Source organism: Caldisericia bacterium, assembly GCA_026414995.1.
Lineage (GTDB): Bacteria > Caldisericota > Caldisericia > B22-G15 > B22-G15 > JAAYUH01.
In genome coordinates this window covers 16,104-40,078 of sequence record JAOAHY010000012.1, presented here as the reverse complement: position 1 = coordinate 40,078, position 23,975 = coordinate 16,104, and the positions used below count along the sequence as shown (strand labels likewise).

The following is a 23,975-nucleotide window of genomic DNA, read 5'->3' as shown; positions in this document are numbered from 1 at the left end:
CTATTAAATTGAGTTTCAGAATAATCTCTTCCTCCAACCATTGCAAGAATTTCACCTGTTTTTGGATCAAGAATTACCACTGCACCTTGAGGTTGTCTTACTCCAAGTTCATCTTTTTTATCTGAAAATATTTTTGCTTTAACATTATCTTCAATAATTTTATTGAATGTTTTAAATGCTAAATCTTGAATTTTAGGGTCAATTGTAGTGTATATTTTAAGTCCTCCCTTATATAGAATCTCTTCACCTAAAATTTCTCTCACTCTATCCTTTACATAATCAATAAACCATCCATTGGGATCATTAGATATGTCTTCTTTATACTCTTTTAGGGTTATTTCTTCTTCATATGCTTTATCTGCCTCTTCTTGAGTTATAAAACCTACTTTTACCATTCTTTGAAGCACCCTTTTTTGTTCAATTTTTGACCTTTCAAAATTAGCTATAGGATTATTTACACTTGGAGATGGAAGAACTCCAACAAGAAGTGCTGATTCAGCAAGTGTAAGATCTTTTGCATGTTTTCCAAAATATCTTCTTGCTGCTGCTTCAACTCCATATGCACCAGAACCAAAGAAAACTTGATTTATGTAATATGTTAATATCTCTTCTTTTGAATATAATTTTTCAATTCTGAGTGCAAGAATCATCTCTTTTATTTTTCTTTCAAGGGTCACTTCTTTGCTTAAAAAGAGTTCTCTTGCAAGTTGCATTGTGATAGTAGAAAATCCTGAAACTATTGTTCCTGCTTTTATATTTGTATAAAGAGCCCTTATTGCTGCAATAAAATCTACTCCATTATGTTGATAAAATCTTTCATCTTCACTTGCTATTAATGCATCTAAAAAATATTTTGAAACTTCATCAAGATTTACAAAAATTCTATTTTCTGAAAAGAAAACAACTTTTATTAAATTTCCATCTCTATCATAAATTTCTGAACTTTGAGGTGGTTCATATTGAATATCTTTTATATCTGGGAGGGTAGCAGAATATTGATTGTAAATTCTATAGATATAAATTGCCCCAAATAGAACAACAATTGAAATAATAATTAATATTGAAATTATTATCTTTAAAAAGATGCTTTTACTTTTCTTTTTCACAATTTAATATTATACAATCTTTTAAATAAAATTTAAAATTAAGGGTAAGTTTTATATTCTATTTGAGGATTAATATAATCAATCAACCTTACTCTTTGAAAACCAATGTTTTTTAATTCATTAATTAAATCTTCTGAAATTTTGTTTATAAGATCCCAAGCAATAATTTTGCAAAAGAAACATGCATTAGTTCTAGAAATAAAGTCCATAAATAGGTCAATTGAATCATCCTCAATTGTAAATCCAGTAACAAGCCCCAAATTATATATGCTTTCTTGTGTTTCAGGATCTTTAATCTTTTTTATAATCTCAATAACCTTTTCATTCATTTATACCTCCACATTAAATAAAATTCTTAAAGAATAACCTACTAAATATGAAATAATCGCTATCCCAAAACTTAAAAGAAACATTTCAAAAAATCTTTGTTTAAAAGAAACTTCTTTTACAACCGCAATAAAAAGTGATGTAATATAAACAATAACTAAAGCCATTAACAATGTTAAATAAAATGATAATAAGTAATTTTTAAAAATCAAATATGGATAAATTAATATTATTACAGTTATTAGATATGTAAAACCAGTATAAAGTGCAGCCTTAATTGCACTTTCATCTTTTTCTGCCTTTTTTGACATATACTCTGATGAAGCCATTGATAAGGCTGCCGCAAATCCTGTTATAAAACCAACAATAAAAATTAAATTTGTGTTTCTTAATGTAAATGTGAATCCAGCAAGAGCACCAGTTAATTCTATTAGAGCATCATTTATTCCCAAGACCATAGAACCAATAAAATTTACCTTTTCTTCATCTATTAAATTTGTCAAATAATTTTCATGAGCATTTTCTTCATTTAAAATTTCTAAAAATACTTTTTTTTCACCCTCTTCCATATTTTTAATCAAATTTTCATAATTTTTTTGAGCCCTTTTTTCACCTCTTTCCATAAATTTTATTGAAAATGTTATTCCAAGAATGTAAGAAAGAATTATATTTATAAAAATAAAAAACTTCTTTTCTTTTAATTCTTGATTTGTATAACTCTTAATCAAATTATAATGTTTTAACTCCTCAAATGAAATTTTTTCTAAAACCCCCCTATTTTCTCCTTTTACCCTCTTTGAAAGTAATTTATAAAATATATGTTCAGTTTTTTCAAATTTTTGAAAATCAATTAATTTTTTTAAATCTTCTTGAGTTAATTTTTTCAAATCTCCTCTAAAAGTGAAGTAAAGGTATCATGATGCTCTTCTTCATCTTTAAGAATATCTTCAAATATCCTCTTTGTTGTAACGTCTCCCTCATCAATCGCTACCTTTATTATTTCTTTGTACATTGATATTGCATTCTCTTCATCTTTTTTATCCTGTTCAATCATCTCTTTTAATGTATTTCCGACATAAATTGGTGTAGGTTTAGTAGTAGGAATTCCACCAAGATAAAATAATCTTTCTGCAATTATTTCAGCATGTTTCATTTCTTGTATTGATATATTTTTTAATTCTTCAATTACAGCAAAATGTTTAACTCCTCTCCATTGAACATGTTGCCACATGTACTGAATAGAAACTTGTAATTCTCTTGCAATTGCTTGATTTAATAAATCAAGTAAACGTTCAGATGCCATTTGGCACCTCCTTTAATTAATTTTGTTTATATTTATATTTAACTATAAATTTCTCATTATCTTTTCTTTTTACATTATCAATATATAATTTAATATTACCATTATCTTCAAAAAAATATTTTAAATCATTGAAATGTTCATCAAAACAACATGAGTATGAAGCAACAGTACCACTAAACTCAATTATAAGTTCGTCTTTACTATTTTTAATTGTTTTAGCTTTACACTCAGGGTATCTCATAGAATTAAATTTTTTAATTAACTTTCGTAAAAAAATTGAATTCATAAAAGATTTAATTCCTTATGTTTGTTAATAAATAAATTACAAAATTCATTTAATTTTTTATAATCTTCTTCTGTTGGGTTTCCTTTTACTAATAAATCACCAAGATATTCAGCTTTTAAATTTTTTAAAATATCTTTAATTATATTAACAGTTTGTCCTCCCCACCCGTATGAACCGATTAACCCAATAAATTTTGTTTTTGGCTTTAATATATTCATAATATATGCGGCATAATGTGCAAGTGGATGGGGACCAGTTAAAACAGTTGGAGTTGCAAGTATAACAGATGCACTATCTACCAATGACATCGCTATTTCTCCTAAATCTGAGTTTGTTAAATTAAATCTTTTTGTTTCAATACCTTCTTCAACAAATCTTTTAGTTATATAATCAACCATGTTTTTAGTACTACCGTGCATAGATACAAAAAGAATTGTTATTTTGTTTTTAACTATTTCAGAAACCCAATCTTTGTAAAGATTTATTATAAATTCTGGTTTATCATAAACATATCCATGGCTTGGTGCAATAATTTGGAAGTCAATATCCTTTATTTTTTCAAGATTTTTTGCAATAATATTTTTAAAGGGCATCATAATTTCTGCATAGTATCTTTTTGCACTATCCTCTGCTTTTGCATAATTATCAACAAAAATAGAACTTGTTGCTTTATGTGAACCAAAGAAATCGCAGGTAAATAAAATTTTATCTTCAATTAAATATGTAACAAAAGTTTCAGGCCAATGAACCCAAGGGGTAAAAATAAATTTGAAAGTTTTATTTCCAATTTTTAAAATTTCACCATCATTTATTAAGTGAAATCTATCCTCTTTAATATGAAGATGAGTTATCAAAAGTTCTTTACCCTTTTCGTTTGTTATAACTTTTGCATCTTTATATATTTCTAACAAATCAGGAATAGTCCCAGAATGATCTTGTTCTCCATGTTGTGAAATAATATAATCTATTTTATTAATATTTAATTCTTTTAGATTATTAATCAATTCGTTTTTCTTTGTTGGATCAACACTATCAATTAAGATAATTTTATCATCTGCATTAATTAAATATGAATTATAACTTGTTCCATCAGGTAGAGGTATTAATTCATCAAATAACCTTCTATCCCAATCTATTGAACCAACAAAATAAATATCTTTTCTTAACTCTCTTATGCTCATATTGTTCCTCCTATAATTAATATAAAGGCCAAAATTTATTGTCAAACCATACTTTTTCTTTTAAATTTTCATCAATTTTTGAAAGAAAATCAACATGCGTTTTCTCCCAATCTCTCAAAAACAAAAATATATTCCTTTCGCTATCTTCCTTTGATTCTTTTTGCTTCAAATCATAAAAATTAACAGCTTCTTTTTCAAAAGTTATTGCAATATAGATTGCCATAGATTCATAATCTGTTATATTTATTTTTTCTATTAATTTTTCGAAAATACTCTTCTCTATTGATTTAAACTCAGCTGAAAATTCATTTATAGTTATTAATTTGTTATTTTTAATTATATTTTGGAACTGTTTGTTTAAAAAATCGATATGTTTTTCCTCTTCAAATTCCATTATTTCAAAAATTTTTTTAACTTCTTCAATTTTTGAATCTTCTCTAGCTTTTTTGTAAAATGCTCTCCCCCTTAATTCAAGAAGGAGAGCATTTTTTATAATATCTAAAATTCTATCTTTATTCATATCTATTCCATTTCTACAAAATTACTTTTATCTGCTCCACAAACTGGACATACCCAATCATCTGGTAAATCTTCAAATGGAGTCCCTGGAGCAATACCTCCGTCTGGATCTCCTACTTCAGGGTCATAAATATACCCACAAACTTGGCATTCATATTTTTTCATTTTAACCTCCTTGATTTTTATTTTCTTTTATAAAGGTTGGGGCATTTTTACTTGCCTTACCCTTTTTAACTTCGTGATAATATGCATATGTCATTGGTTCATCATCATTAAATTTACCACAATTTAATACTTCACCAACAAAAATAGAGTGTGTTCCAACATCAAATTTATCAACAACTTTACATTCAATATAAGCAACTGTGAAATCTTTAACAATCGGAACTCCTGTTTTTTCTCCGATTTCAAAATTAGTTTCTTTAAATTTATCAACATCTCTTCCTGATTTAAATCCAAAAAGACCAATCAAAGTAAGTGGAGTCTCTTTTGAAAGAATTGAAACAGAAAAGACACCGCTACTTTCAATATATTCATGAGTTAGGTTATTCTTATTTAAACAGACAGCTATCTTTGGAGGTTCTGCTGTTACTTGTATTACTGCATTTGCAATTTGTCCATTATATTTATCGTCTTTTTTTGAACTAACTATATAAAGACCATAATTTATTTTAAATAAAGCAGTTAAATCCAATATCATCCTCCTTAAAATTTATGAAATCTTTCTTTAGAAATACCACAAACTGGACATTTTTCAGGAGGATTTCCAATGTGAGTAAATCCACATACTGGGCAAATGTATATATCTTCAATTTCAATATCTTTTCCTTCTTTTACTTTTTCTTTTGCATCTTTATACATTACAGCATGAATTTTTTCTGCTTCTAATGCATAATAAGTTGAGATTTCAGCTCCTTTTTCTTCTTGAAATTTTGCTGCATTATTAAAAACTGGATACATCTCTTCTATCTCATATGTTTCTCCATCAATTCCTGTTTGTAAATTATCAACAGTGTGTTTTATTAAACCAAGATTTCTCAAGTGATTTGTTGCATGAACAAGTTCAGCATATGAAATAGCTTTAAATAATCTTGCTACATTTTTGAAACCTTCTTTTTCTGCAATTTCAGAAAATATAGCATATTTCATATGAGCCATTGATTCACCTGCAAATGCTTCATGCAAAAATTTTTCTGTCATTTTTTTCATATTTAAATTAACCCTCCTTTTAAAAATTTATATCTAAACTATTACTCCACAATCCATGAATATTACAGTATGAGAAAGCGATTAATTTACCTTCTTTCTCTGTTTTAAAGAAAAAAGAAACAGTAGGTGCTGTATAAATTGTACTTGTATTAGGACCTTGAGTTGATTCACCATGAGCGTTAAATTCAGCTCTTCCAATTTCATATGGAAATTTTTCTCCTCTCGGATGAAAATAAAGAGAAATCCATCTTATGTGATGTTCGGTAGTATTTGGATGGGGAATCTCTTTTCCAACAGTTAAATTAACCTTAGTTAACTCACCTTTTTTTATTTCTCCTTCAATTTCAATTACTGGAACATGCTTTTCACCTTTCCAGTCTCCAGTTTGAAATAGTTCATTTAAGTTCATAAATACCTCCTAAAAAATAATTCAATTTTAATATTATTATAAAATTTTAATAAATTTTTGTCAAATTAAATTTATTACTATTTCAAACAATTTTTACAAATTCCAAAAAAAAATATTTCTGTTTTTTTTACTTTATTACCTTCTATCTCATTTAAATTGAAAGCTTCATTCTCATATGGGATGTCAAATATTTTACCACATTTTTCGCATTTAAAATGAGCGTGAGGTTGAATAAAAATATCAAATCTCACTTCATTACCCTCAATAGTAATCTCTTTTACTAATCCCTCTTTTATAAATTTTCTTAAAACATTATAAATAGTTGTTTTTGAAAGTGTTGGGATTTCATTTTTTAATTTATCATAAATCATATCAACTGATGGATGAGTTCTATTTTCATAAAGATACTCAAGTGTTTTCAATCTTTGAATTGAAGGACTTATACCTTTTTTTATTAACAAATCCTTCAATTCATTTTTCTTAAGCTCTTTTTTCATTTAAACACCTCTCTTGTTTCTTTATACCATAAAATAAAATCTAAAGATTTCATATCTATATTAATATCTTTAGAAAATAATCTCATTTTATCTTCAATTTCTTTATATTTTTTAAAAGATAAATTTTTTGGTATATTATCAATTATACCAATTTCTTTTAAATTTTTCAAAATATGTCTATCTAAAATTGCAAAATTATCACCAAGTCCAATATTTCTTAAAAAATGAGAAGCCTCTTTTAATCCAATTCCTTTAAAATTTTTAACAAGAAAAACTCTTCTTTGCTCATCATTTTCAAAACTTAATATTAATTCTTTAAAACTTTTATATTTTTTTATTTTTTCTAAAAATTCTTTTATATATAAACTTTTTTTATTTTTAAATCTAACTCCATATAAAGCTTTTTCTAATGATTCTTTATTGAAATTTTTTTTTAAATTTTGAACTGCTTTATCACACATTTTTGCTTTTGATTGAGGAGTTAATAGACAGAAAATAAATTCAAAAATTAAATCTTCATCATTTCCATTTTTTAAAATATTTTTAAATTCATTTAATCTTTCATCTATTTTATCTTTTATTTCATTATAAATTTTATTAATCTCTTTTAATTTATTAATATTATAGGTCATAATTTACTATTTTATCTATTAATTTAATTAAATTTTCTCCATCTTTTAAGGATGATATTTCTACTGTTGAATGTGTGTATCTTACTGGAAAACAAATTGGAATAGATTTAAATCCTGTATATGAAACCTCTGTAATTGATGCATCTGTTGAGCCACCTGAGACACTAATTTGTATAGGGATATTATTTTCTTTACTCAATTTATAAACAAAATTAAATAGCTCTTCATCTACAACCATTCTAGCATCAACTTTTCTTATAACAGGTCCATCTCCAATAACAACTGAATTTTTATATACTGTTGGTGTATCTCTCATATCAGTTGAAGATACAGAATCTATTGCAATAGTTAAATCAGGATTAAATTGTGGAGCAACAACCGATGCTCCTCTTAACCCTATTTCTTCTTCTACACTAAAAACAAAAATTAATGTATTAAGTGGTTTGATTTCTTTATATTTTTCTATTAATTCAATTAATAAAAAACAACCATATCTATCATCAAGACCCCTTCCTATAATATAATCATCATTATAATAAATCTCCTTTTGAAAAACTATTGGATCGCCAATTTTTATTCCCTTTTTAAATACCTCCTCTTTACTTTTTACTCCTATATCAATTTTTAAATTGTGCCATGGAATAACACCTTCATTTTTAGAATCAACAACAAGATGAGGAGGCAATAAACCTATAACACCTATAACCTCTTCTACCCCTAAAATTTTTACAACTCTTGAAATTAATAATCTATCATCAATTCCTCCAATTTTTTTAAATCCTATAAAACCATTCTCGTCAATTGAAGATACTACAAGACCGAGTTCATCCATATGAGAAATTAATAGAATTTTTTTATCTTTTATACCTTTTTTGATCGCAATTAAATTTCCAATTTTATCAATAAAAATTTTATCCAAATTTTTATTTTCTAATTCTTCTTTTATTAAATTTCTTATCTTTGATTCATAACCCGAGACTCCTGGTGTCTGTAAAAGTTTTTGAAGAAGATTTAAATTCATAATTAATCCTCCTTATTTACTTTTTCTTCAATAAAAGTTTTTAAATTGTAAAAATTATATAACAAAGAAAGGCCTTTTTTAAAATCATCATCTATTTCAGATGAAAAAATTTGAACTTTATCACCTATGTCTAAATATTGATATAAAATTACAATATCCTTATTTTGTAATCTTATACATCCCTGGGATTTATTCTTACCAATAGAGAATGGCTCATTTGTTCCATGTATTCCATATCCTATCCAACTGATACCTAACCATCTAATTCCAAGTGCATTCTCTTTTGATTCTTTATATGGTGGATATACTTTTCCATCTATGAACCAATTAGGATCAATGCTTTTATTTATAATCTTAAAAACACCTTCTTTTGTTTCATCTTTTGGTGTTCCAATAGCTACAGGAAAAACAAGTTTTGTTGTTTCATTCTGAAAATAGATAACACGAAAAGATTTATCAATTTTAATTATAGGTAAAGAGAAAATAATGAGTAAAAGAAGTATTTTTCTCATTCTTCAACTAACTCAATTAAAGTGCCGAAAATCGATTTTGGATGTATAAATGCAATTTTTTTATTATGCGAGCCTCTTCTTGGCTTTTCATCAATTAAAATTACTCCTTTTTCTTTTAAGAGCTCAAGTTTTTCTTCAATATTTTTAACTTTAAATGCTATATGATGCAAACCCTCTCCTTTTGAATCAATAAATTTTTTGATTGGAGAATCATCTGTTAGAGGTTCAAGATATTCCACATTTGTATCACCAAATTTAAACACTAAAACTTTAACTTTATTTTCTATTAACTCTTCTTCATAAAAGTAGTCGAGATTTAAGATATTTTTATATAAATTCTTAACCGATTCAAGATTTTTAACTGCTATACCAATATGATCAATTAATTCAAACATTTAAACCTCCTTTTTTTGAAAAACTTTTAACTCTCTTCCTAATAAAAAAGCTTCAATGTTAATTTTTTTATCACCTTTTTCTAAATTATTTAATACATCTAAAAATGAATTCAACGAGATAAAATCTAAAAAATTAGATAAAAATCCTAGAGATATTAAATTCATTGGCTCTTTTATATTAAACATTTCCAATGCAATCTTTGTAAATGGAATTTTATAAATATTATTAAAATTATATTTATTAATATCATCGTAACTTGAATCATAAATAATAATGGTATTTTCACCAATTGAATCTTTATAATTTTCAAATGCTTTCAAATTATATGAAATAAAGAAATCGACAACCTTTGCTTTTGGATAATTAATGTTTTCTTCAGATATTAAAACTAATGATTTTACAATATCTCCTCTTTGAGCAGCACTATAATGCTGTGTTTGAATTGAATATAAATTTGATTGAATTGCGCTTTTGGCTAAAATTACTGAAATAAAAATTACTCCCTGGCCTCCCCTACCATTAAACAAAAAACTTCTTTTCATTATTCCTCCTGTGAATTTCATTGTAAATTGTCTCAAAATCTGATTTAGTTTCATCAACAAATATACCAATTGGAATTTTTGTTTTTTTATCTTGGTCAGAAATTTTTTCATTCTGTTCAATTCTATAAACTAATTCTTTTTGTTTTATGAAAAATTCAGAAGGATTATTAATATTTATATATCTTCCATAATATGTTGGACAAGGAGAAAGTATTTCGACAAAAGAAAATCCTTTATGTTCTATTCCTCTTTTAATTATATTAACTAAATGGTTATAATAATATACTGAACCTCTTGCAACGAATGTAGCACCTGCGCCAATTAAAAGTTTCACAACATCAAAATTTGGTTCATATTTTCCAAAAGGTGATGTTGATGTTTTAATTCCTGCTGGAGTTGTTGGTGATGCTTGCCCCCCTGTCATACCATATATCATGTTGTTAAATAAAAAAACATTAATGTTGAGATTTCTTCTTGCTGCATGTATCATATGATTTCCACCAATTGCAAGACCATCTCCATCACCTGTTATTACAAAAACATGTTTTTTGGGATTTGCTAGTTTTATTCCAGTTGCAAATGCAATTGCTCTTCCATGAATAGTATGAACTGAATCAAAATCAACATATCCTGGAATTCTTGATGAACATCCGATTCCTGATACAAAAATTAAATCATTTTTATCTAACTTTTCTTCGGCAAATGCTTCAAGAATTGCCCTTAATCCTATACCTAATCCACAACCTGCACAAAAAATAGTTGGTAGTTTGCTTAAATCTAAAAAATCTCTCCAATTCATAAATTTACCTCAATAGAACTCATTAATTCATCAAAATCAGGTAAATCTCCTTTAAAGAAATTTATATTTTTAACATCTTTATCACATAAAATTCTTTTAATATCAAGATATAGTTGACCCATATTTAATTCCATTACAAATACTTTTTTAACATTTTTAAAAATTTCTTTTATTTTATCTTCTTCAATTGGATTTAAAGTTATAGGTCTAAAAAAACCAATCTTTAACCCTTTTAAAGATATTTCTTTTTTTAATTCTTTAACAACAACACCCATTATTCCAAAACCAACTAAAGCTATTTCTGTTGTGGAATCTATATCTGTTTCGTAAAAAAATATTTTTTCTTTAAAAATATCTATTTTTCTCATTAAATGTAAAAGGTTCTTTTCAATCATTTTAGGATTTGTCGTTGGAAAACCTGACTCATCATGAAAAAGTCCAGTCACTTTTACTTTTTTACCCTCTCCTATAAATGGTTTTTTATATAAATCATGTTCAAAGTCATATGTTTTTTCACTAAAAGGTTCATCTCTTAAAGAGATATCAAAAATTTTATTATCTCTGTCTATTAAACTTCTCATATGAGCAACTATTTCATCTGAAAGAATTATTACTGGATTCCTATAATAAAAAGCGATATCAAAAGATATTTTTGTTAAATGGTAAAATTCATTCACAGTACCTGGTGAAAAGATTATAATAGGATGATCTCCATGAGTACCCCATTTTGCTTGCATATAATCTCCTTGTCCTATATTAGTAGGTAATCCAGTTGATGGACCTCCTCTCATTACATCAACTATTACACATGGTGCTTCAGTCATACATGCATAACCAAGTGCTTCTTGCATTAATGAAAATCCTGGACCAGACGTTGCTGTTAATGCTTTTTTTCCAGACAATGAAGCACCAATCACTGCACAAATTGATGCAATTTCATCTTCCATTTGAATAAACATTTTTCCTCTTCTCGGTAATTCATATGATAATACCTCAAGTATTTCACTAGATGGTGTAATTGGATATCCTGCAAAAAAATCAAGTCCTGCATCTATTGCTCCATATGCACATGCTTCATTACCTTGTAAAAATTCTCTCATAACTCCTCCACTTCAATTGCAAAATCTGGGCATAAATTTTCACAAATTCTACAACCGATGCATGAATTTTCATCTTTTACAAATATTAAACCTGAATCACTTTTATCAAAAACTTTTTTTGGACATACTTTATAACAAATAAGACACTCTTTACAAAAATTTTTATCAATTTTTATAGAAAAATTTTTATATTCTTTCAATATCAAAAAATTCCTCCTCTTTTGAGAATTTTATCTAAATTTTTATTTTCCAGCATACTTTTCATCAATTTATAATTTTTTAATAAAATATTAACATCATTAATTGTCGTTCCAGAACCTTTTGCAATTCTTTTTTTTCTATCACCATCAATAATTTCTGGATGCAATCTTTCCTTTTTTGTCATAGATTGGATAATTACTTTCATTTTTTTAATATTTTTCTCATCAAAATTTATTGAATCAGAAATCATTGGAAAATATCCTAAAATTGATGAAAAACCACCCATCTTTTCAATTGATTCAATCTGGTTTAGAAATGTTTCAAGATTAAATTTCTCCTTCTTTGCAACTTCTTTCTTCTCTTCCTTTAATGTTTCAATTTTTTTAACAAGACCTTTAATATCTGGCTGACCAAGAATTCTTAAAACAAGTGACTCTTCATCAAATTCTTCTAGGTCATCAATTTTTTCACCAACACCTATAAATTTTATAGGAACAGAAGTTACATATCTCATTGATAAAATTGCTCCACCTTTAGAATCACCATCAAGCATTGTTGCAATAATTCCAGTTAAACCTACCATTCTTTTAAACTCTAGTGCTATATCAACGCTTCCTTGACCCAAAAGTGATGATGCTACTAAAAAAGACTCAGTAGGTTTTATCTCTTCTCTTATATCCTTCAATTCTTTCATCATTTGTTGATCAATATGAATTCTTCCAGGTGTATCATAAATAACAAATTCAATTCTTTCTTTTTTAGCAATCTCTTTTGCTCTTTTTATTAACTTAAAAACTTCTAAATTTTCTTCAAAATAAAAAGAGGCACCCACTATGTTTGATATTTCTTCAAGTTGTTTTATTGCTCCTGGCCTTTTGAGATCAAGAGGTACAAGTAAACTTCTATAACCTTTATTTTTTAGAAAATAAGAAAGTTTTCCTGCAGTTGTTGTTTTACCACTTCCTTGAATTCCGAATAAAACAATTTCTGTTGGTGGTATTGAAGAAAATTTTAATGGTGCACTTTTACCTATTATTTTTAAAAGTACATCAAATACAATCTTTGTAATTTGTTCTTCAGGTAAAACAGATTTTAAAACTTCCTCTTTAAGTGCCTCTTCTTCAACTCTTTTAAGTATATCTTTCACTACTTTTAAATTGACATCTGCACTTATTAAAACTTTTTTTAATTCATTTAACCCTTCTTCAATATCATTTCTAGTTAAAAGACCTTTTCTTCCAAATCTATCTAATATATCTCTTATGCCTTTTCTTAAATTTTCAAACATTTCAAAATAAATATTATAAATTTTGAGATCTTTTGTCAATGAGTAAACTGATGTTAAAATTTTAATGATATGAATTTTTATCACTTTTCAGGAGTTATTCATTTACATACAATTTATTCTAAGGATAGTGAATTAACACCACTTGAATTAATAAAATATGCTAAAAAATTTAATATTGATTTTTTAATAATAACTGACCACAATACAATAGAAGGAAAAAAATTTGAAGGTTATTATAATAATAAATTATTAATTGTTGGTGAAGAGATAACGCCTTATCATGGAGATCATATTCTTGCAATTGGTATAGAAAATTTAATTGAACCTTCTAATGACTCTCAAAATAACATCAATAGAATAGATAAAGAAGGAGGTTTATCTTTTATTGAACATCCTTTTTTTAATGGTAATAGATTTATTAAAAAAGAAGCTAATATGGCATGGAAAAATTGGGATATAAAAAATTTCACTGGTTTATCAATTTTTAATTATACATGTGATGGTGGTGAAAGATTAAATTTATTTACTTATATACTTTTTTATTTTTTTCCTGGACTTGATAGGGATATTCCAAACTATAAAACTCTCAATAAGTGGGATGAATTAAATCAAACAAGGAAAGTTATAGGTATAGGAACTCTTGATGCACATTTTTTATATTTTAAAATTTTTAAAAAACTTAAAATTCAAACATTTCCTTTTAATTATTATTTTAATTCAATAAGAACAAATATAATAACAGAGGAAAGTAATTTAAATAAAAATTTGGTTTTTAATTCATTGAAAAATGGAAACATTTATATAATTCACCAATATCTTGGAGATGGAAAAGGTTTTATTTTTGGTTTGGAAAAAGGGGGTGATTTTTATTTAATAGGAAGAAAGGTTTTATTTCAAGGAAAAGAAAATTTAATTATAAAAACTCCTAAAAAATGTCTTATTAGAATTATAAAAGATGGCAAAAAATATTTTGAAAAGTATGATAAAGAAATTTATTTAAAAAATGTTCCTTTTGGAATTTATAGAATTGAAACAGAAGTTTTTCATAGGTTTAACTATAAACCTTGGATTTATTCAAATCCAATTTATCTTTTAGATGAAACTAAATATGAAAAATTTTTATGATAAAATGAAATTCAGTTTTTTAAAAGGAGGAAGTGATAAATGATAAGAATTGGAATTATTGGAGGAAGTGGTGTATATAATTTTGATGAAATTGAAATTATTAAAGAAGATAGTTTGATAACTCCTTTTGGAATTTTTGAGTATACTTTAAGAAAATATTTTGAAAAAGAAATTGTGTTTGTTGCAAGACATGGGAAAAGACATCAATTACCACCTCATCTTATACCTTATAGAAAAATTATTTGGGGAATGAAAGAGCTTGATGTTAAATTTATTATTGCAACTTCTGCTTGTGGTTCCTTAAACGAAAATATGAAACCAGGTGATTTTGTGATTATTGATCAATTTATTGATTTTACAGATGGAAGAGAATCGACATTTTTTGATACACCAGGTGACTTTAAACATATAGATATGACAGAACCATACTCAAAATATTTAAGAGAAATAATAAAAAATGTATTTAATAGATTAAATTTAAATTATCATAGTAGTGGAACTTATGTAACAATGAATGGACCAAGATATGAAACAAAAGCAGAAATAAAAATGTTGAAAATTGTTGGTGGAGATTTAGTTGGAATGACTGGAACACCTGAAGTAACTCTTGCAAATGAAGTAGGCATACAATATGCATCAATTGGAATAGTTACAAATTTTGCAGCAGGAATTTCAGATAAAAAAATTTCTCACATTGAAGTTGTTGAAATAATGAACAATAAACTTCCTATTTTGAAAAAGGCGATTTTAGAAATAATTAAAGAAATAAAATTGGAGGTTTAAATGGATATTAAACCAATTAAATGGGAAAAAGATACTCTTTTAATTTTAGACCAGAGATTGCTTCCATTTGAAATTAAATATGAGAATTGTAAAAGTTATTTAGAGGTTAAAAATTCAATTAAAGAAATGAAAACAAGAGGTGCACCAGTAATAGGGGTTACTGCAGCATATGGTTTTTATTTAGGGATAAAGGAATTATATGAAAAAAATAAATTAGAAGATTATGAAATTGTTTCAAATGAATTAATTTCAGCAAGACCTACAGCAGTAAATTTAATGTGGGCAATAAATAGAATGAAAAAAAAACTTTTAGAAAATTTTAAAAATAAACATGTTTTAGAAATTTTACTCAATGAAGCCCTTAAAATAGAAAGAGAAGAGGAGGAGAGGTGTATATTAATATCTAATATTGGTGAAAAATTAATAAATGATGGAGATACTATCTTAACTCATTGTAATACAGGTTCACTTGCTACATTAGGCCCAGGAACAGCTCTTGGTGTAATTAAATATGCTTTTAGAAATGGAAAAAATATAAAAGTTTATTACACTGAAACAAGACCTTATCTTCAAGGAGCAAGATTAACAGGTTTTGAATTATTAAGAGAGGGAATTGACTCAACTTTAATTACAGATTCAATGGCAGGTTATGTTATGAAAATTGGATTAGTTAATAAAGTTATTGTTGGAGCAGATAGAATTGCAAGAAATGGTGATACAGCAAATAAAATTGGAACATACACTTTATCTGTTCTTGCAAAAGAACATAAAATACCTTTTTATATTGCAGCTCCAACATCAACAATTGATATTAGTATTAAAAATGGAGATGAGATTCCAATTGAGGAAAGAAATGAAAACGAGATAAAATATATAAAAGAAATAAAAATAACACTCGATGAAGCAAAAGTTTTTAATCCTTCTTTTGATGTTACACCAAATGTTAATATTACTGGAATAATAACTGAAAAAGGGGTAATATATAAACCATTTGAAGAGAATATATTAAAAATCTTTCAATCTTGAATCTATAATTATTGTTACAGGTCCATCATTTATAAGTTCAACATCCATATAAGCACCAAAGACACCTTCTTTAACTACAAATCCTTCTTTTCTTAAACTTTCGATAAATTTATTATATAATTCAACTGCTTTTGCTCCCTTTTCAGCTCTAGTAAAATCAGGTCTATATCCTCCTTTTAAATTTCCATAAAGTGTAAATTGAGATATAACCATTATTTCGCCATTCACATCTTTTATGGAAAGATTTAATTTCCCATTTTCATCATCAAAAATTCTTAAATTTGAAACTTTTCTTATAAGATAATTTATATCTTCATCACCATCTTGAATTTGAATACCTAATAAAATAAGAAAACCATTTTTAATTTCTGATTTCACCTCATTATTAACTTTTACTTTTGCTTCTTTTACTCTTTGAATTACACATCTCATTTATTCGCCTCTTTTAACATCTAATACATTTTGAACTGTTCTAATTTCATTAATTAGTTCTTTTAATCTACTGTACCCTGGAATTTGAAGAGTCATATATATAATAGTTGTTCTCTCTTTATTTCTAGCAGGAGGTGCATTAATAGATTCAATATTATAATTATATTTAGAGATAATTGAAACAATATTATTTAAAACACCTGGCTCATCCTTAACATAAATATCAATTTTAACGGGATATAAAATTTTTGTATCTTCAGCCCAACTCACATTTACGATTTTATTTATATTTTCTTTTTCTTGACCTAAAATTGAAAGTAAATTTTTACAATCTCTTCGATGAATAACTATACCTCTGCCTTTAGAAATATAACCAATTATTTCATCTCCAGGTATTGGAGTACAACATTTTGCTAAATTTATTAGAAGGTTTCCTTTAAGTCCTTCAACAATAATCCCAAGTTTGCTTTGAGTTTTTACTTTTCTTTCAAGACGAACTCCCTTATCTTCTCTATCCTGTATTTCTTCTTTTTGAGTTTCTATTTCAGTTTCTTTTTCTTTTCTCCTAAAAAATTGTCTTATTTTTTCCTTAGTTGACGAACTTTTTACAAATTTTAACCAATCTCTGGAAGGGCCAGGGGAATTTTTTGAAGTTAATATTTCAACTCTATCTCCGGTTTTTAGTTTATAATCAAGAGGAACAATTCTTCCATTAACTTTTGCTCCGACACATTTATGACCTATTTCTGTATGAATTTTATAAGCAAAATCAATTGGAGTAGCATCTTGAGGTAAATTTATAATTTCACCTTTAGGGGTAAAAACAAAAATTTCGTCTGAAAATATATCTTCTTTAACTCTATTAATAAATTCCCTTGCAGATGGAATTGTTCTTTGCCATTCAGAAATTTGTCTTATCCAATTAATTTTTTTTGACAAATCAGGATCAATCTTTTTTCCTCCTTCTTTATAAATCCAGTGGGCTGCCATTCCCATTTCGCATTTTTTATGCATTTCTTCAGTTCTTATCTGAATTTCAAATGGTTCTCCGTTATCTCCAATTAAAGTTGTATGTAAAGATTGATAACCATTTGGTTTAGGAATGGCAATATAATCTTTAATTCTTCCTGGAAGAGGTTTCCATCTAGTATGTACTAAACCAAGTGTTTTGTAACAATCTGAGACAGTAGATACTATTACTCTTAATGCAGTTAAATCAAATATCTCTTCAAAAGTTTTGTTTTCTTGTTTCATTTTCCTATAAATTGAATATAGGTTTTTTGCCCTTCCTTCTACTCTTGATTTGATTCCATTTTCTTCAAGAAGCTTTTCTATCTCTTTTTTTATATCTTCAATTTCCTTTTCTCTTTCTTCTCTTTTTTTTGAAACTTTTATTTTTAAATCTTGAAATATTTCTGGCTCAAGATATTTAAAAGAAAGATCCTCAAGCTCCCATTTTAAAGTATATATACCTAATCTATGTGCAAGTGGAACATAAATCTCCATAGTTTCTTTTGCAATTTCCTTTCTTTTATCTTGAGGTAAATATTTTAAGGTCCTCATATTATGTAATCTATCTGCAAGTTTTATGAAAACAACTCTAAAATCAGAAGCCATTGCTATCAAAACTTTTCTTAAACTCTCAAGTTTCCAATCTTCAAGAGATAAAAACTTTATCTGTGAAATTTTACTTACACCATCAACTAAATTTGATATTTCTTTACCAAATTTATCTCTAATTGTATCTATTGAAACATTTGTATCTTCAACAACATCATGAAGTATAGCTGCTCCAAGAGTGGAAAAATCAACATTAAAATCAAGTAAAATTAATGCAACATTTAAAGGATGTAAAATATAAGGCTCATGAGATGCTCTTTCTTGTCCTTCATGAGCCTTTTTGGCAAAAAGGTAAATATCCTCTAAATCTCTAATCTCTTTCTCAGAGAATTTATCTTTTAATTTATCTCTAAAAACCTCCCAAAGTTCAACTTCGGAGATAAGTTTCGTTTTTTCATCTTCCATATAATAATTATAATTTCAAAATAGAGAAAAGTGGATATTTTATTAGCATATCTCTTCCTTTTAAATCAACTAACTCAATAAGAAAATCAAAACCAACAACAATTCCACCTAGTTTTTCTACAAGTTCTGCAGCTGCTTTAGCTGTTCCACCAGTTGCTAGAACATCATCAACAATTAATACTCTATCACCTTTTTGTATTGAATCTAAATGAACTTCTAAAATTGCCATACCATACTCAAGTTCATACTCTTTTCTTTCGGTTTTCCAAGGAAGTTTTCCTGGTTTTCTAATTGGTACAAAACCAGCATTTAAATTATATGCAATTGGTGATGCTAAAATTAAACCTCTCGCTTCTATACCAACTACTAAATCAATTTTTTCATTTTTGAATGGTTCAACCATTAAATTAATTGCTTCTTTAAATGCATCTTTATTTTTTAAAAGAGGAGTTATATCTCTAAAAAGAACCCCTTTTTGGGGGAAATCAGGTATGTCTCTTATAAATTGTCTTAAATTCATTTTACTTTTTACCTCCTTTTTTCTTTTTCTTATTTTTTGGTCTATTTTGATTTATTTTAATTGGATTTGTTGCAACTTGAGCCTTTGTTATTTCTTCAGAGATTTTGATCTCTTTCTTTACTTCCTCTATTTTATGTTTACTTAACTTATTCCAAACAACTAGAAGTGGTGCAGCAATAAATATTGATGAATATGTTCCAGCAGTGATTCCAAAAAGAAGTGTAAATGAAAAATCTCTTATTGTTGAACCTCCAAAGATAAGTATTGCAATAATAGCAAGTAGTGTTGTTAATGAAGTGTTTAAAGAACGTGTGAATGATTGTTGAATACTTATATTAATAATATCATCATAAGAATATTTATCTTTTAAAATTTTTAAATTTTCTCTAACTCTGTCAAGAACTACAACAGAATCTTGAACAGAATATGCAATAATTGCAAGTAAGGCACCAATAAATGGACTATTTACTTGTTGTCTAATTAAAGCAAGAAGTCCTACTGTTATTATAGTATCGTGAATAAGAGCAAGTATCGTTACAACTGCAAATCTAAATTGAAATCTTAAAGTAATATAGATAAATATAAATGATAAACCAACAAGTAAAGCAATTATTCCTGATCTTTTTAATTCACTGCTTATTGTTGGTCCAATAGATGATAGCCTCAAGTTTTCTCTATCAAGTTTTCCAAATTTTTCCTCAAGTTTTGTAAATATTTTCTCTCTTTCTTCAGGAGTTAAATTTTTCTGATTAATTCTTACAATTAATCTACCATCTTGAGATACTTGAATAACACCAGAACCATATCCAAATTCTTTTAATATATCTCTTGCTTCACTTACAGTTGGGTTTTTTTCAAATTTCAAATCAAGAATTGTTCCTCCTGTGAAATCTAAACCATAATTTAACGGAGATTTAATTGTAATGTAATTGAAAATTATTGCTATAATTGAGATCAAAATTAAAATAAGAGAAATTGAAAAATAAAATTTTCTTCTTGGTATAAATTGTAAATTTTCAATACTAAATAATCTCATCTTTCCACTCCTTTAATAACCAAAAATTTTTCCATTTTTTGCAAGTGGTGTCGAAGAAAAAAGATCTAAAAGAAGTCTTGTTGTAAATATTGCTGAAAAGAATGAAATTAATATTCCAATTGTTAAAGTAACTCCAAAACCTTTTATTAAACCAATTCCAAAATAAATAATTGCTAGTGCACCTGAAAGTGTCGTAATATTTGAATCTAAAACAGTTCTAAATGCTTTATTAAATCCTAAACTTATACCAGTTTTTAAAGTTTTTCCACTTCTTATTTCTTCTTTTATTCTTTCGAATATTATTACATTAGCATCTACTGCCATACCAAGGGTCAAAACAAAACCTCCAATTGCAGGTAATGAAAAAGTTGCATTTAAAAGTATTAAAACTGCTAAATCAACAAGAACAAAAATTAGAAGTGCAATAGATGCTAAAAAGCCCATCAATCTATAATATACTGTCATATATAATACAATTAAAATTAACGCTAAAATTGCTGCTTTAATACTCATTGCAACCATATCTTCACCAAGAGATGGACCAATTATTTCAGATGAAAGAATATTAACTTTAAGAGGAAGAGAACCTCCTTGTAGGAGTGCTACATACTGAGATGCTTGATCTACTGTAAAATCTCCTTCTATCACTCCTTTTCCATCTGGTATTTCACTTTTTACAACAGGATTCATAAGTAAATCTTCATCTAAATATATTGCAATATGTTTATCAATATTTTCTTTAGTTGCTTGAGCAAATTTTTGTGTCCCTTCAGAGTCAAGTTCAAATGCAATTACTGCTTGTCCTTTTTTTGCTGGATCTGTATTTAACTGAACTCTAACATCTTTTAAATTTGCTCCTGTTAAAATTACAGTTCCATCTTCGAGTTTAAATTGTAAAAGAGCAGTTTTACCAATTAAATTTTCAATATCTTCAAGTTTTAAATTTCTTTGACCTGGAATATCTATAATTATTCTTTTGCTATTTAATCCTCCCTCTCTTTGAACAACTGCTTCAGAAATACCAAGAGCATTAACTCTTTTTTCTATAACAGCTCTTGTGCTTTCAACTAATTCTGGAGTTGCTTTAACCTGTTCAGTATCTACACATTCAAGAACAATGTGAACTCCACCTTTAAGATCTAGACCAAGTGTTGGAGTTTTTGTTTTTACTGCCCAGACACCTATTGCTATAACAACAAGAAGAAAAATTAGTCTACCTAAATAGTTTTTCAATCTCATATATTCCTCCTAAAAATAAATAAACAAACCTAAATAATTTTATTTTAAAATTAATCAAAGTCAAGATTAATGACAACAATAATATAATATCATAAATATATTTTAATTTGACAAAATTTTTACATAAAAGTTATAATTTTAAAAGAAAGGAGAGAAGTCTTGATTAAAAGAAAAGATGGAAGAGGTAATGAAGATATAAGAGAATTTAAGATTGATATAGATTTTTTAAAATACCCAAATGGCTCAGCTCTTGTACAAATGGGTGATACTAAAGTTATTTGTACTGCAATGATTGAGGAAAAAGTTCCTCCTTTCTTAAAGAATATGAATTCAGGTTGGATTACTGCTGAATATTCATTGCTTCCAGGCTCAACTTATCCGAGGACTATAAGAGATATTGATAAAGGACGAATTGAAGGAAGATCTCAAGAAATCCAAAGATTAATAGGAAGATCATTAAGGGCAGCAGTTGATTTAACAGCAATTTCAGGTTTAACAATTTGGATCGACACAGATGTTATTCAAGCAGATGGAGGAACAAGAACTGCTGCTATAAATGGTGGTTTTGTTGCAATGTATATTGCATTAGCTAAGTTATATAAAAATGGAAAAATTCCTTATTTTCCAATTAGAAGTTTTATTGGTGCAATTAGTGTAGGAATATATAATGATGAAATTATAGTTGATTTAGATTTTAACGAAGATTTTGATGCACAAGTTGATCTTAATCTTGTTATGAACGAACATAAAAAATTAGTTGAAATTCAGGGCACTGCAGAAAAAAGAGATTATTCACTTGAAGAATTATTTAGTATGATAAAAGTAGGTTGGAAAGGGATAAGTAAAATAATTGAATATGAAAAAGAATTGCTCAAAAAAGTTATTTATAGCTACTGAAAATATAGGAAAATTAAATGAATATATTTATTTATTAAAAGAACTTAATTTAGAGATATTAACTCCAAAAAATTTTCCAAATTTTAACTCACCAGATGAGATAGGTAATACTTTTATAGAAAATGCTCTAATAAAAGCAAGATATGGCTTTGAATTAACAAAAATTCCAACAATAGCAGATGATTCAGGTTTATCTGTTGAAATTTTAAGTGGATTACCTGGAGTTCATTCTAAAAGATTTTATGATAATAGTGGCGATTTTAACAAAAATATAGAAAAGTTACTTTATATGTTAAAAGATGTGCCTTTTGAAAATAGAAAAGCTAAATTTATTGCAGTAGTTGTTTATAAAGATGAAAATCATGAAGAAATTTTCACAGGTGAACTTGAAGGATATATTTTTTACGAAAAAAGAGGAGAATTTGGTTTTGGATATGATCCAATTTTTTATTTACCACAATTTTCAAAAACTGTTGGAGAACTTACTTTTGAGGAAAAAAACAAAATAAGTCATAGAAGTAAAGCTATAGAAAAATTTATAATTTTTTATAAAACTATTCTTCAACACTAACAATTTTATTTATTTTCAAAATATTCATTTTATTTTCATCAAGAATAAATGAAAAATCACTTTCATTCTCTGGTAAAAGAATATAGTTTCCCCTTTTAATACATAAAATACAAAATTTTACATTTTTACCAATTTGAACAATTAATTTATCTTGGTTGTATAATTCATCTTCTTTTGAAACAACTATAAAATTTCCTTTATTTAATTCAAATTGCGGGATATTTTCTCCAAGATATTTTATAATAAAGTATTTATTATTAAACTGTCTTTTAGGTAAATAAATTTCACCAAATTCACCTTTAATTAATTCTTTATTTTGATTTATTAAGTAATTTATTTTATATTTTTTTAACTCAATTTTATTTTCGTCATTTAAATTAATATTTTCAAAAAAATATGTTATTGGTATTTCAAAAGATTTAGATATACTCTCTAAGACTCTTAAGGTTATTTCTTGCTTTCCGCTTTCAAGAATATGAATATAAGCAGCTGAAACTCCAATTTTAGCAGCAAATTCAGTTCTTGTTAAACCTAATCTTTTTCTTAACTCTATTAATCTTTCTCTTAAATTCATACTAATTATATTTTATCATAATTATTTATAATTTCAAAAATAGAAATAAAAAAGAGGGAGGATATAAAATAATTTTCCTCCCTCTTTTAGTAATTCCTTAGAACTACTTTTTTGGAACTATTGCTTTAAGTTCTTTTCCTGCACGGAATGCTGGAACTTTCTTTGCTGGGATCTGAATTGGTTTTCTTGTTTGAGGATTAATTCCTTTTCTTGGTTTTCTTTCTCTTACTTCAAATGTTCCAAAACCTACAAGTGCAACCTTTTCCCCCTTCTTTAAAGCATCCATTACTGTTTCAATGAATGCTTCTAATGTTGCTGCTGCAACTTTTTTTGTTACACCAGCTTTTTCTGCAATTGCTGAAACAATTTCTGGCTTAGTCATTTAAACTTTTCCTCCTTTCTTAAAAATTTTTATTAAT

The 23,975-nt window shown here is 26.6% G+C and carries 33 protein-coding genes; 5 read left to right on the top strand and 28 right to left on the bottom strand.

Going from position 1 to position 23,975, the window contains the following annotated elements; translation table 11 throughout:
* The 21 genes from N3D74_05060 to N3D74_04960 all read right to left on the bottom strand — a co-directional run.
* The coding region (locus N3D74_05060) for a penicillin-binding protein (protein ID MCX8095535.1) at positions 1-1,106 on the bottom strand (1,106 nt) is incomplete at its 3' end.
* Between the two features lie 38 nt (positions 1,107-1,144).
* Complete coding sequence (locus N3D74_05055) at positions 1,145-1,435, bottom strand: iron-sulfur cluster assembly protein (protein MCX8095534.1); 291 nt, start codon at positions 1,433-1,435, stop codon at positions 1,145-1,147.
* A complete protein-coding gene (locus N3D74_05050) occupies positions 1,436-2,320 on the bottom strand; it encodes a VIT1/CCC1 transporter family protein (protein MCX8095533.1) in 885 nt (294 codons plus the stop codon).
* On the bottom strand, positions 2,317-2,736 hold the full coding sequence (locus tag N3D74_05045) for a ferritin-like domain-containing protein (GenBank protein MCX8095532.1): 420 nt from the start codon (positions 2,734-2,736) through the stop codon (positions 2,317-2,319). Before N3D74_05045 ends, N3D74_05050 begins: the two co-directional genes overlap by 4 nt.
* Positions 2,737-2,752: 16 nt before the next feature.
* On the bottom strand, positions 2,753-3,022 hold the full coding sequence (locus N3D74_05040; protein MCX8095531.1) for a hypothetical protein: 270 nt from the start codon (positions 3,020-3,022) through the stop codon (positions 2,753-2,755).
* Positions 3,019-4,203, bottom strand: coding sequence for an FprA family A-type flavoprotein (locus tag N3D74_05035; GenBank protein MCX8095530.1), 1,185 nt, complete (start codon positions 4,201-4,203; stop codon positions 3,019-3,021). The genes N3D74_05040 and N3D74_05035 overlap by 4 nt, the downstream gene beginning before the upstream one ends.
* 16 nt (positions 4,204-4,219) lie before the next feature.
* Positions 4,220-4,723, bottom strand: coding sequence for a hypothetical protein (locus N3D74_05030; GenBank protein MCX8095529.1), 504 nt, complete (start codon positions 4,721-4,723; stop codon positions 4,220-4,222).
* A 2-nt stretch (positions 4,724-4,725) separates the two neighbouring features.
* Positions 4,726-4,887: a rubredoxin gene (locus tag N3D74_05025; protein MCX8095528.1), complete on the bottom strand. Its 162-nt coding sequence runs from the start codon at positions 4,885-4,887 to the stop codon at positions 4,726-4,728.
* Position 4,888: 1 nt separating this feature from the next.
* Positions 4,889-5,416, bottom strand: coding sequence for a flavin reductase family protein (locus tag N3D74_05020; GenBank protein MCX8095527.1), 528 nt, complete (start codon positions 5,414-5,416; stop codon positions 4,889-4,891).
* Between the two features lie 11 nt (positions 5,417-5,427).
* Entirely contained in the window at positions 5,428-5,931 is a 504-nt protein-coding gene (locus tag N3D74_05015) for a rubrerythrin family protein (protein ID MCX8095526.1), read from the bottom strand.
* A 19-nt stretch (positions 5,932-5,950) separates the two neighbouring features.
* Positions 5,951-6,340 carry a class II SORL domain-containing protein gene (locus N3D74_05010; GenBank protein ID MCX8095525.1) on the bottom strand — a complete coding sequence of 130 codons (390 nt, stop codon included), beginning with the start codon at positions 6,338-6,340 and terminating at the stop codon, positions 5,951-5,953.
* A gap of 77 nt (positions 6,341-6,417) precedes the next feature.
* On the bottom strand, positions 6,418-6,837 hold the full coding sequence (locus tag N3D74_05005; protein ID MCX8095524.1) for a transcriptional repressor: 420 nt from the start codon (positions 6,835-6,837) through the stop codon (positions 6,418-6,420).
* On the bottom strand, positions 6,834-7,469 hold the full coding sequence (locus N3D74_05000; GenBank protein MCX8095523.1) for an N-glycosylase/DNA lyase: 636 nt from the start codon (positions 7,467-7,469) through the stop codon (positions 6,834-6,836). The genes N3D74_05005 and N3D74_05000 overlap by 4 nt, the downstream gene beginning before the upstream one ends.
* Positions 7,459-8,490, bottom strand: coding sequence for a M20/M25/M40 family metallo-hydrolase (locus tag N3D74_04995; protein MCX8095522.1), 1,032 nt, complete (start codon positions 8,488-8,490; stop codon positions 7,459-7,461). The genes N3D74_05000 and N3D74_04995 overlap by 11 nt, the downstream gene beginning before the upstream one ends.
* Positions 8,491-8,492: 2 nt before the next feature.
* The gene (locus N3D74_04990) at positions 8,493-9,002 is read right to left on the bottom strand and encodes a L,D-transpeptidase (GenBank protein ID MCX8095521.1); all 510 of its coding nucleotides are present in this window, start codon (positions 9,000-9,002) and stop codon (positions 8,493-8,495) included.
* Positions 8,999-9,397 (bottom strand): methylmalonyl-CoA epimerase, encoded by a 399-nt coding sequence (mce, locus tag N3D74_04985; GenBank protein ID MCX8095520.1) that lies wholly within the window; start codon positions 9,395-9,397, stop codon positions 8,999-9,001. Before mce ends, N3D74_04990 begins: the two co-directional genes overlap by 4 nt.
* Entirely contained in the window at positions 9,398-9,940 is a 543-nt protein-coding gene (locus N3D74_04980) for a 2-oxoacid:acceptor oxidoreductase family protein (protein MCX8095519.1), read from the bottom strand.
* On the bottom strand, positions 9,918-10,739 hold the full coding sequence (locus N3D74_04975; GenBank protein MCX8095518.1) for a thiamine pyrophosphate-dependent enzyme: 822 nt from the start codon (positions 10,737-10,739) through the stop codon (positions 9,918-9,920). Before N3D74_04975 ends, N3D74_04980 begins: the two co-directional genes overlap by 23 nt.
* Complete coding sequence (locus tag N3D74_04970; GenBank protein ID MCX8095517.1) at positions 10,736-11,839, bottom strand: 2-oxoacid:acceptor oxidoreductase subunit alpha; 1,104 nt, start codon at positions 11,837-11,839, stop codon at positions 10,736-10,738. Before N3D74_04970 ends, N3D74_04975 begins: the two co-directional genes overlap by 4 nt.
* The gene (locus N3D74_04965; protein MCX8095516.1) at positions 11,836-12,045 is read right to left on the bottom strand and encodes a ferredoxin family protein; all 210 of its coding nucleotides are present in this window, start codon (positions 12,043-12,045) and stop codon (positions 11,836-11,838) included. The genes N3D74_04970 and N3D74_04965 overlap by 4 nt, the downstream gene beginning before the upstream one ends.
* The gene (locus N3D74_04960; protein MCX8095515.1) at positions 12,042-13,367 is read right to left on the bottom strand and encodes a signal recognition particle receptor subunit alpha; all 1,326 of its coding nucleotides are present in this window, start codon (positions 13,365-13,367) and stop codon (positions 12,042-12,044) included. The genes N3D74_04965 and N3D74_04960 overlap by 4 nt, the downstream gene beginning before the upstream one ends.
* Before the next feature lie 30 nt (positions 13,368-13,397).
* On the opposite strand from N3D74_04960, the gene N3D74_04955 reads away from it, so the two are divergent.
* Genes N3D74_04955 through mtnA form a run of 3 tightly spaced genes read left to right on the top strand, consistent with a single transcriptional unit; the run spans position 13,398 to position 16,262 of the window.
* Positions 13,398-14,453 carry a PHP domain-containing protein gene (locus N3D74_04955; protein MCX8095514.1) on the top strand — a complete coding sequence of 352 codons (1,056 nt, stop codon included), beginning with the start codon at positions 13,398-13,400 and terminating at the stop codon, positions 14,451-14,453.
* A gap of 39 nt (positions 14,454-14,492) precedes the next feature.
* Positions 14,493-15,236, top strand: a complete 744-nt coding sequence (locus N3D74_04950; protein MCX8095513.1) for an S-methyl-5'-thioinosine phosphorylase — start codon at positions 14,493-14,495, stop codon at positions 15,234-15,236.
* Entirely contained in the window at positions 15,237-16,262 is a 1,026-nt protein-coding gene (gene mtnA, locus N3D74_04945) for an S-methyl-5-thioribose-1-phosphate isomerase (protein MCX8095512.1), read from the top strand.
* On the opposite strand, the gene dtd is transcribed toward mtnA, so the two are convergent.
* The 5 genes from dtd to secD are packed head-to-tail and all read right to left on the bottom strand — an operon-like array spanning position 16,242 to position 21,514.
* Positions 16,242-16,694: a D-aminoacyl-tRNA deacylase gene (gene dtd / locus N3D74_04940; GenBank protein ID MCX8095511.1), complete on the bottom strand. Its 453-nt coding sequence runs from the start codon at positions 16,692-16,694 to the stop codon at positions 16,242-16,244. The two genes, mtnA and dtd, sit on opposite strands and share 21 nt — an antisense overlap.
* A complete protein-coding gene (locus N3D74_04935) occupies positions 16,695-18,719 on the bottom strand; it encodes a bifunctional (p)ppGpp synthetase/guanosine-3',5'-bis(diphosphate) 3'-pyrophosphohydrolase (GenBank protein ID MCX8095510.1) in 2,025 nt (674 codons plus the stop codon).
* Positions 18,720-18,726: 7 nt separating this feature from the next.
* The gene (locus tag N3D74_04930; GenBank protein MCX8095509.1) at positions 18,727-19,239 is read right to left on the bottom strand and encodes an adenine phosphoribosyltransferase; all 513 of its coding nucleotides are present in this window, start codon (positions 19,237-19,239) and stop codon (positions 18,727-18,729) included.
* Between the two features lies 1 nt (position 19,240).
* Positions 19,241-20,275 carry a protein translocase subunit SecF gene (secF, locus tag N3D74_04925; protein ID MCX8095508.1) on the bottom strand — a complete coding sequence of 345 codons (1,035 nt, stop codon included), beginning with the start codon at positions 20,273-20,275 and terminating at the stop codon, positions 19,241-19,243.
* A gap of 12 nt (positions 20,276-20,287) precedes the next feature.
* On the bottom strand, positions 20,288-21,514 hold the full coding sequence (gene secD, locus N3D74_04920; protein MCX8095507.1) for a protein translocase subunit SecD: 1,227 nt from the start codon (positions 21,512-21,514) through the stop codon (positions 20,288-20,290).
* Between the two features lie 162 nt (positions 21,515-21,676).
* Here secD and rph point away from each other — a divergent pair, with 162 nt between their 5' ends.
* The gene (gene rph / locus N3D74_04915) at positions 21,677-22,411 is read left to right on the top strand and encodes a ribonuclease PH (GenBank protein ID MCX8095506.1); all 735 of its coding nucleotides are present in this window, start codon (positions 21,677-21,679) and stop codon (positions 22,409-22,411) included.
* Positions 22,371-22,982, top strand: a complete 612-nt coding sequence (rdgB, locus tag N3D74_04910) for an RdgB/HAM1 family non-canonical purine NTP pyrophosphatase (protein ID MCX8095505.1) — start codon at positions 22,371-22,373, stop codon at positions 22,980-22,982. Before rph ends, rdgB begins: the two co-directional genes overlap by 41 nt.
* Here the strand turns inward: rdgB and N3D74_04905 are convergent.
* Together N3D74_04905 and N3D74_04900 are read right to left on the bottom strand one after the other, a co-directional pair.
* Positions 22,966-23,556 carry a helix-turn-helix domain-containing protein gene (locus N3D74_04905; GenBank protein ID MCX8095504.1) on the bottom strand — a complete coding sequence of 197 codons (591 nt, stop codon included), beginning with the start codon at positions 23,554-23,556 and terminating at the stop codon, positions 22,966-22,968. The two genes, rdgB and N3D74_04905, sit on opposite strands and share 17 nt — an antisense overlap.
* Positions 23,557-23,659: 103 nt before the next feature.
* Complete coding sequence (locus tag N3D74_04900; protein MCX8095503.1) at positions 23,660-23,938, bottom strand: HU family DNA-binding protein; 279 nt, start codon at positions 23,936-23,938, stop codon at positions 23,660-23,662.
* Positions 23,939-23,975 lie beyond the last annotated feature (37 nt).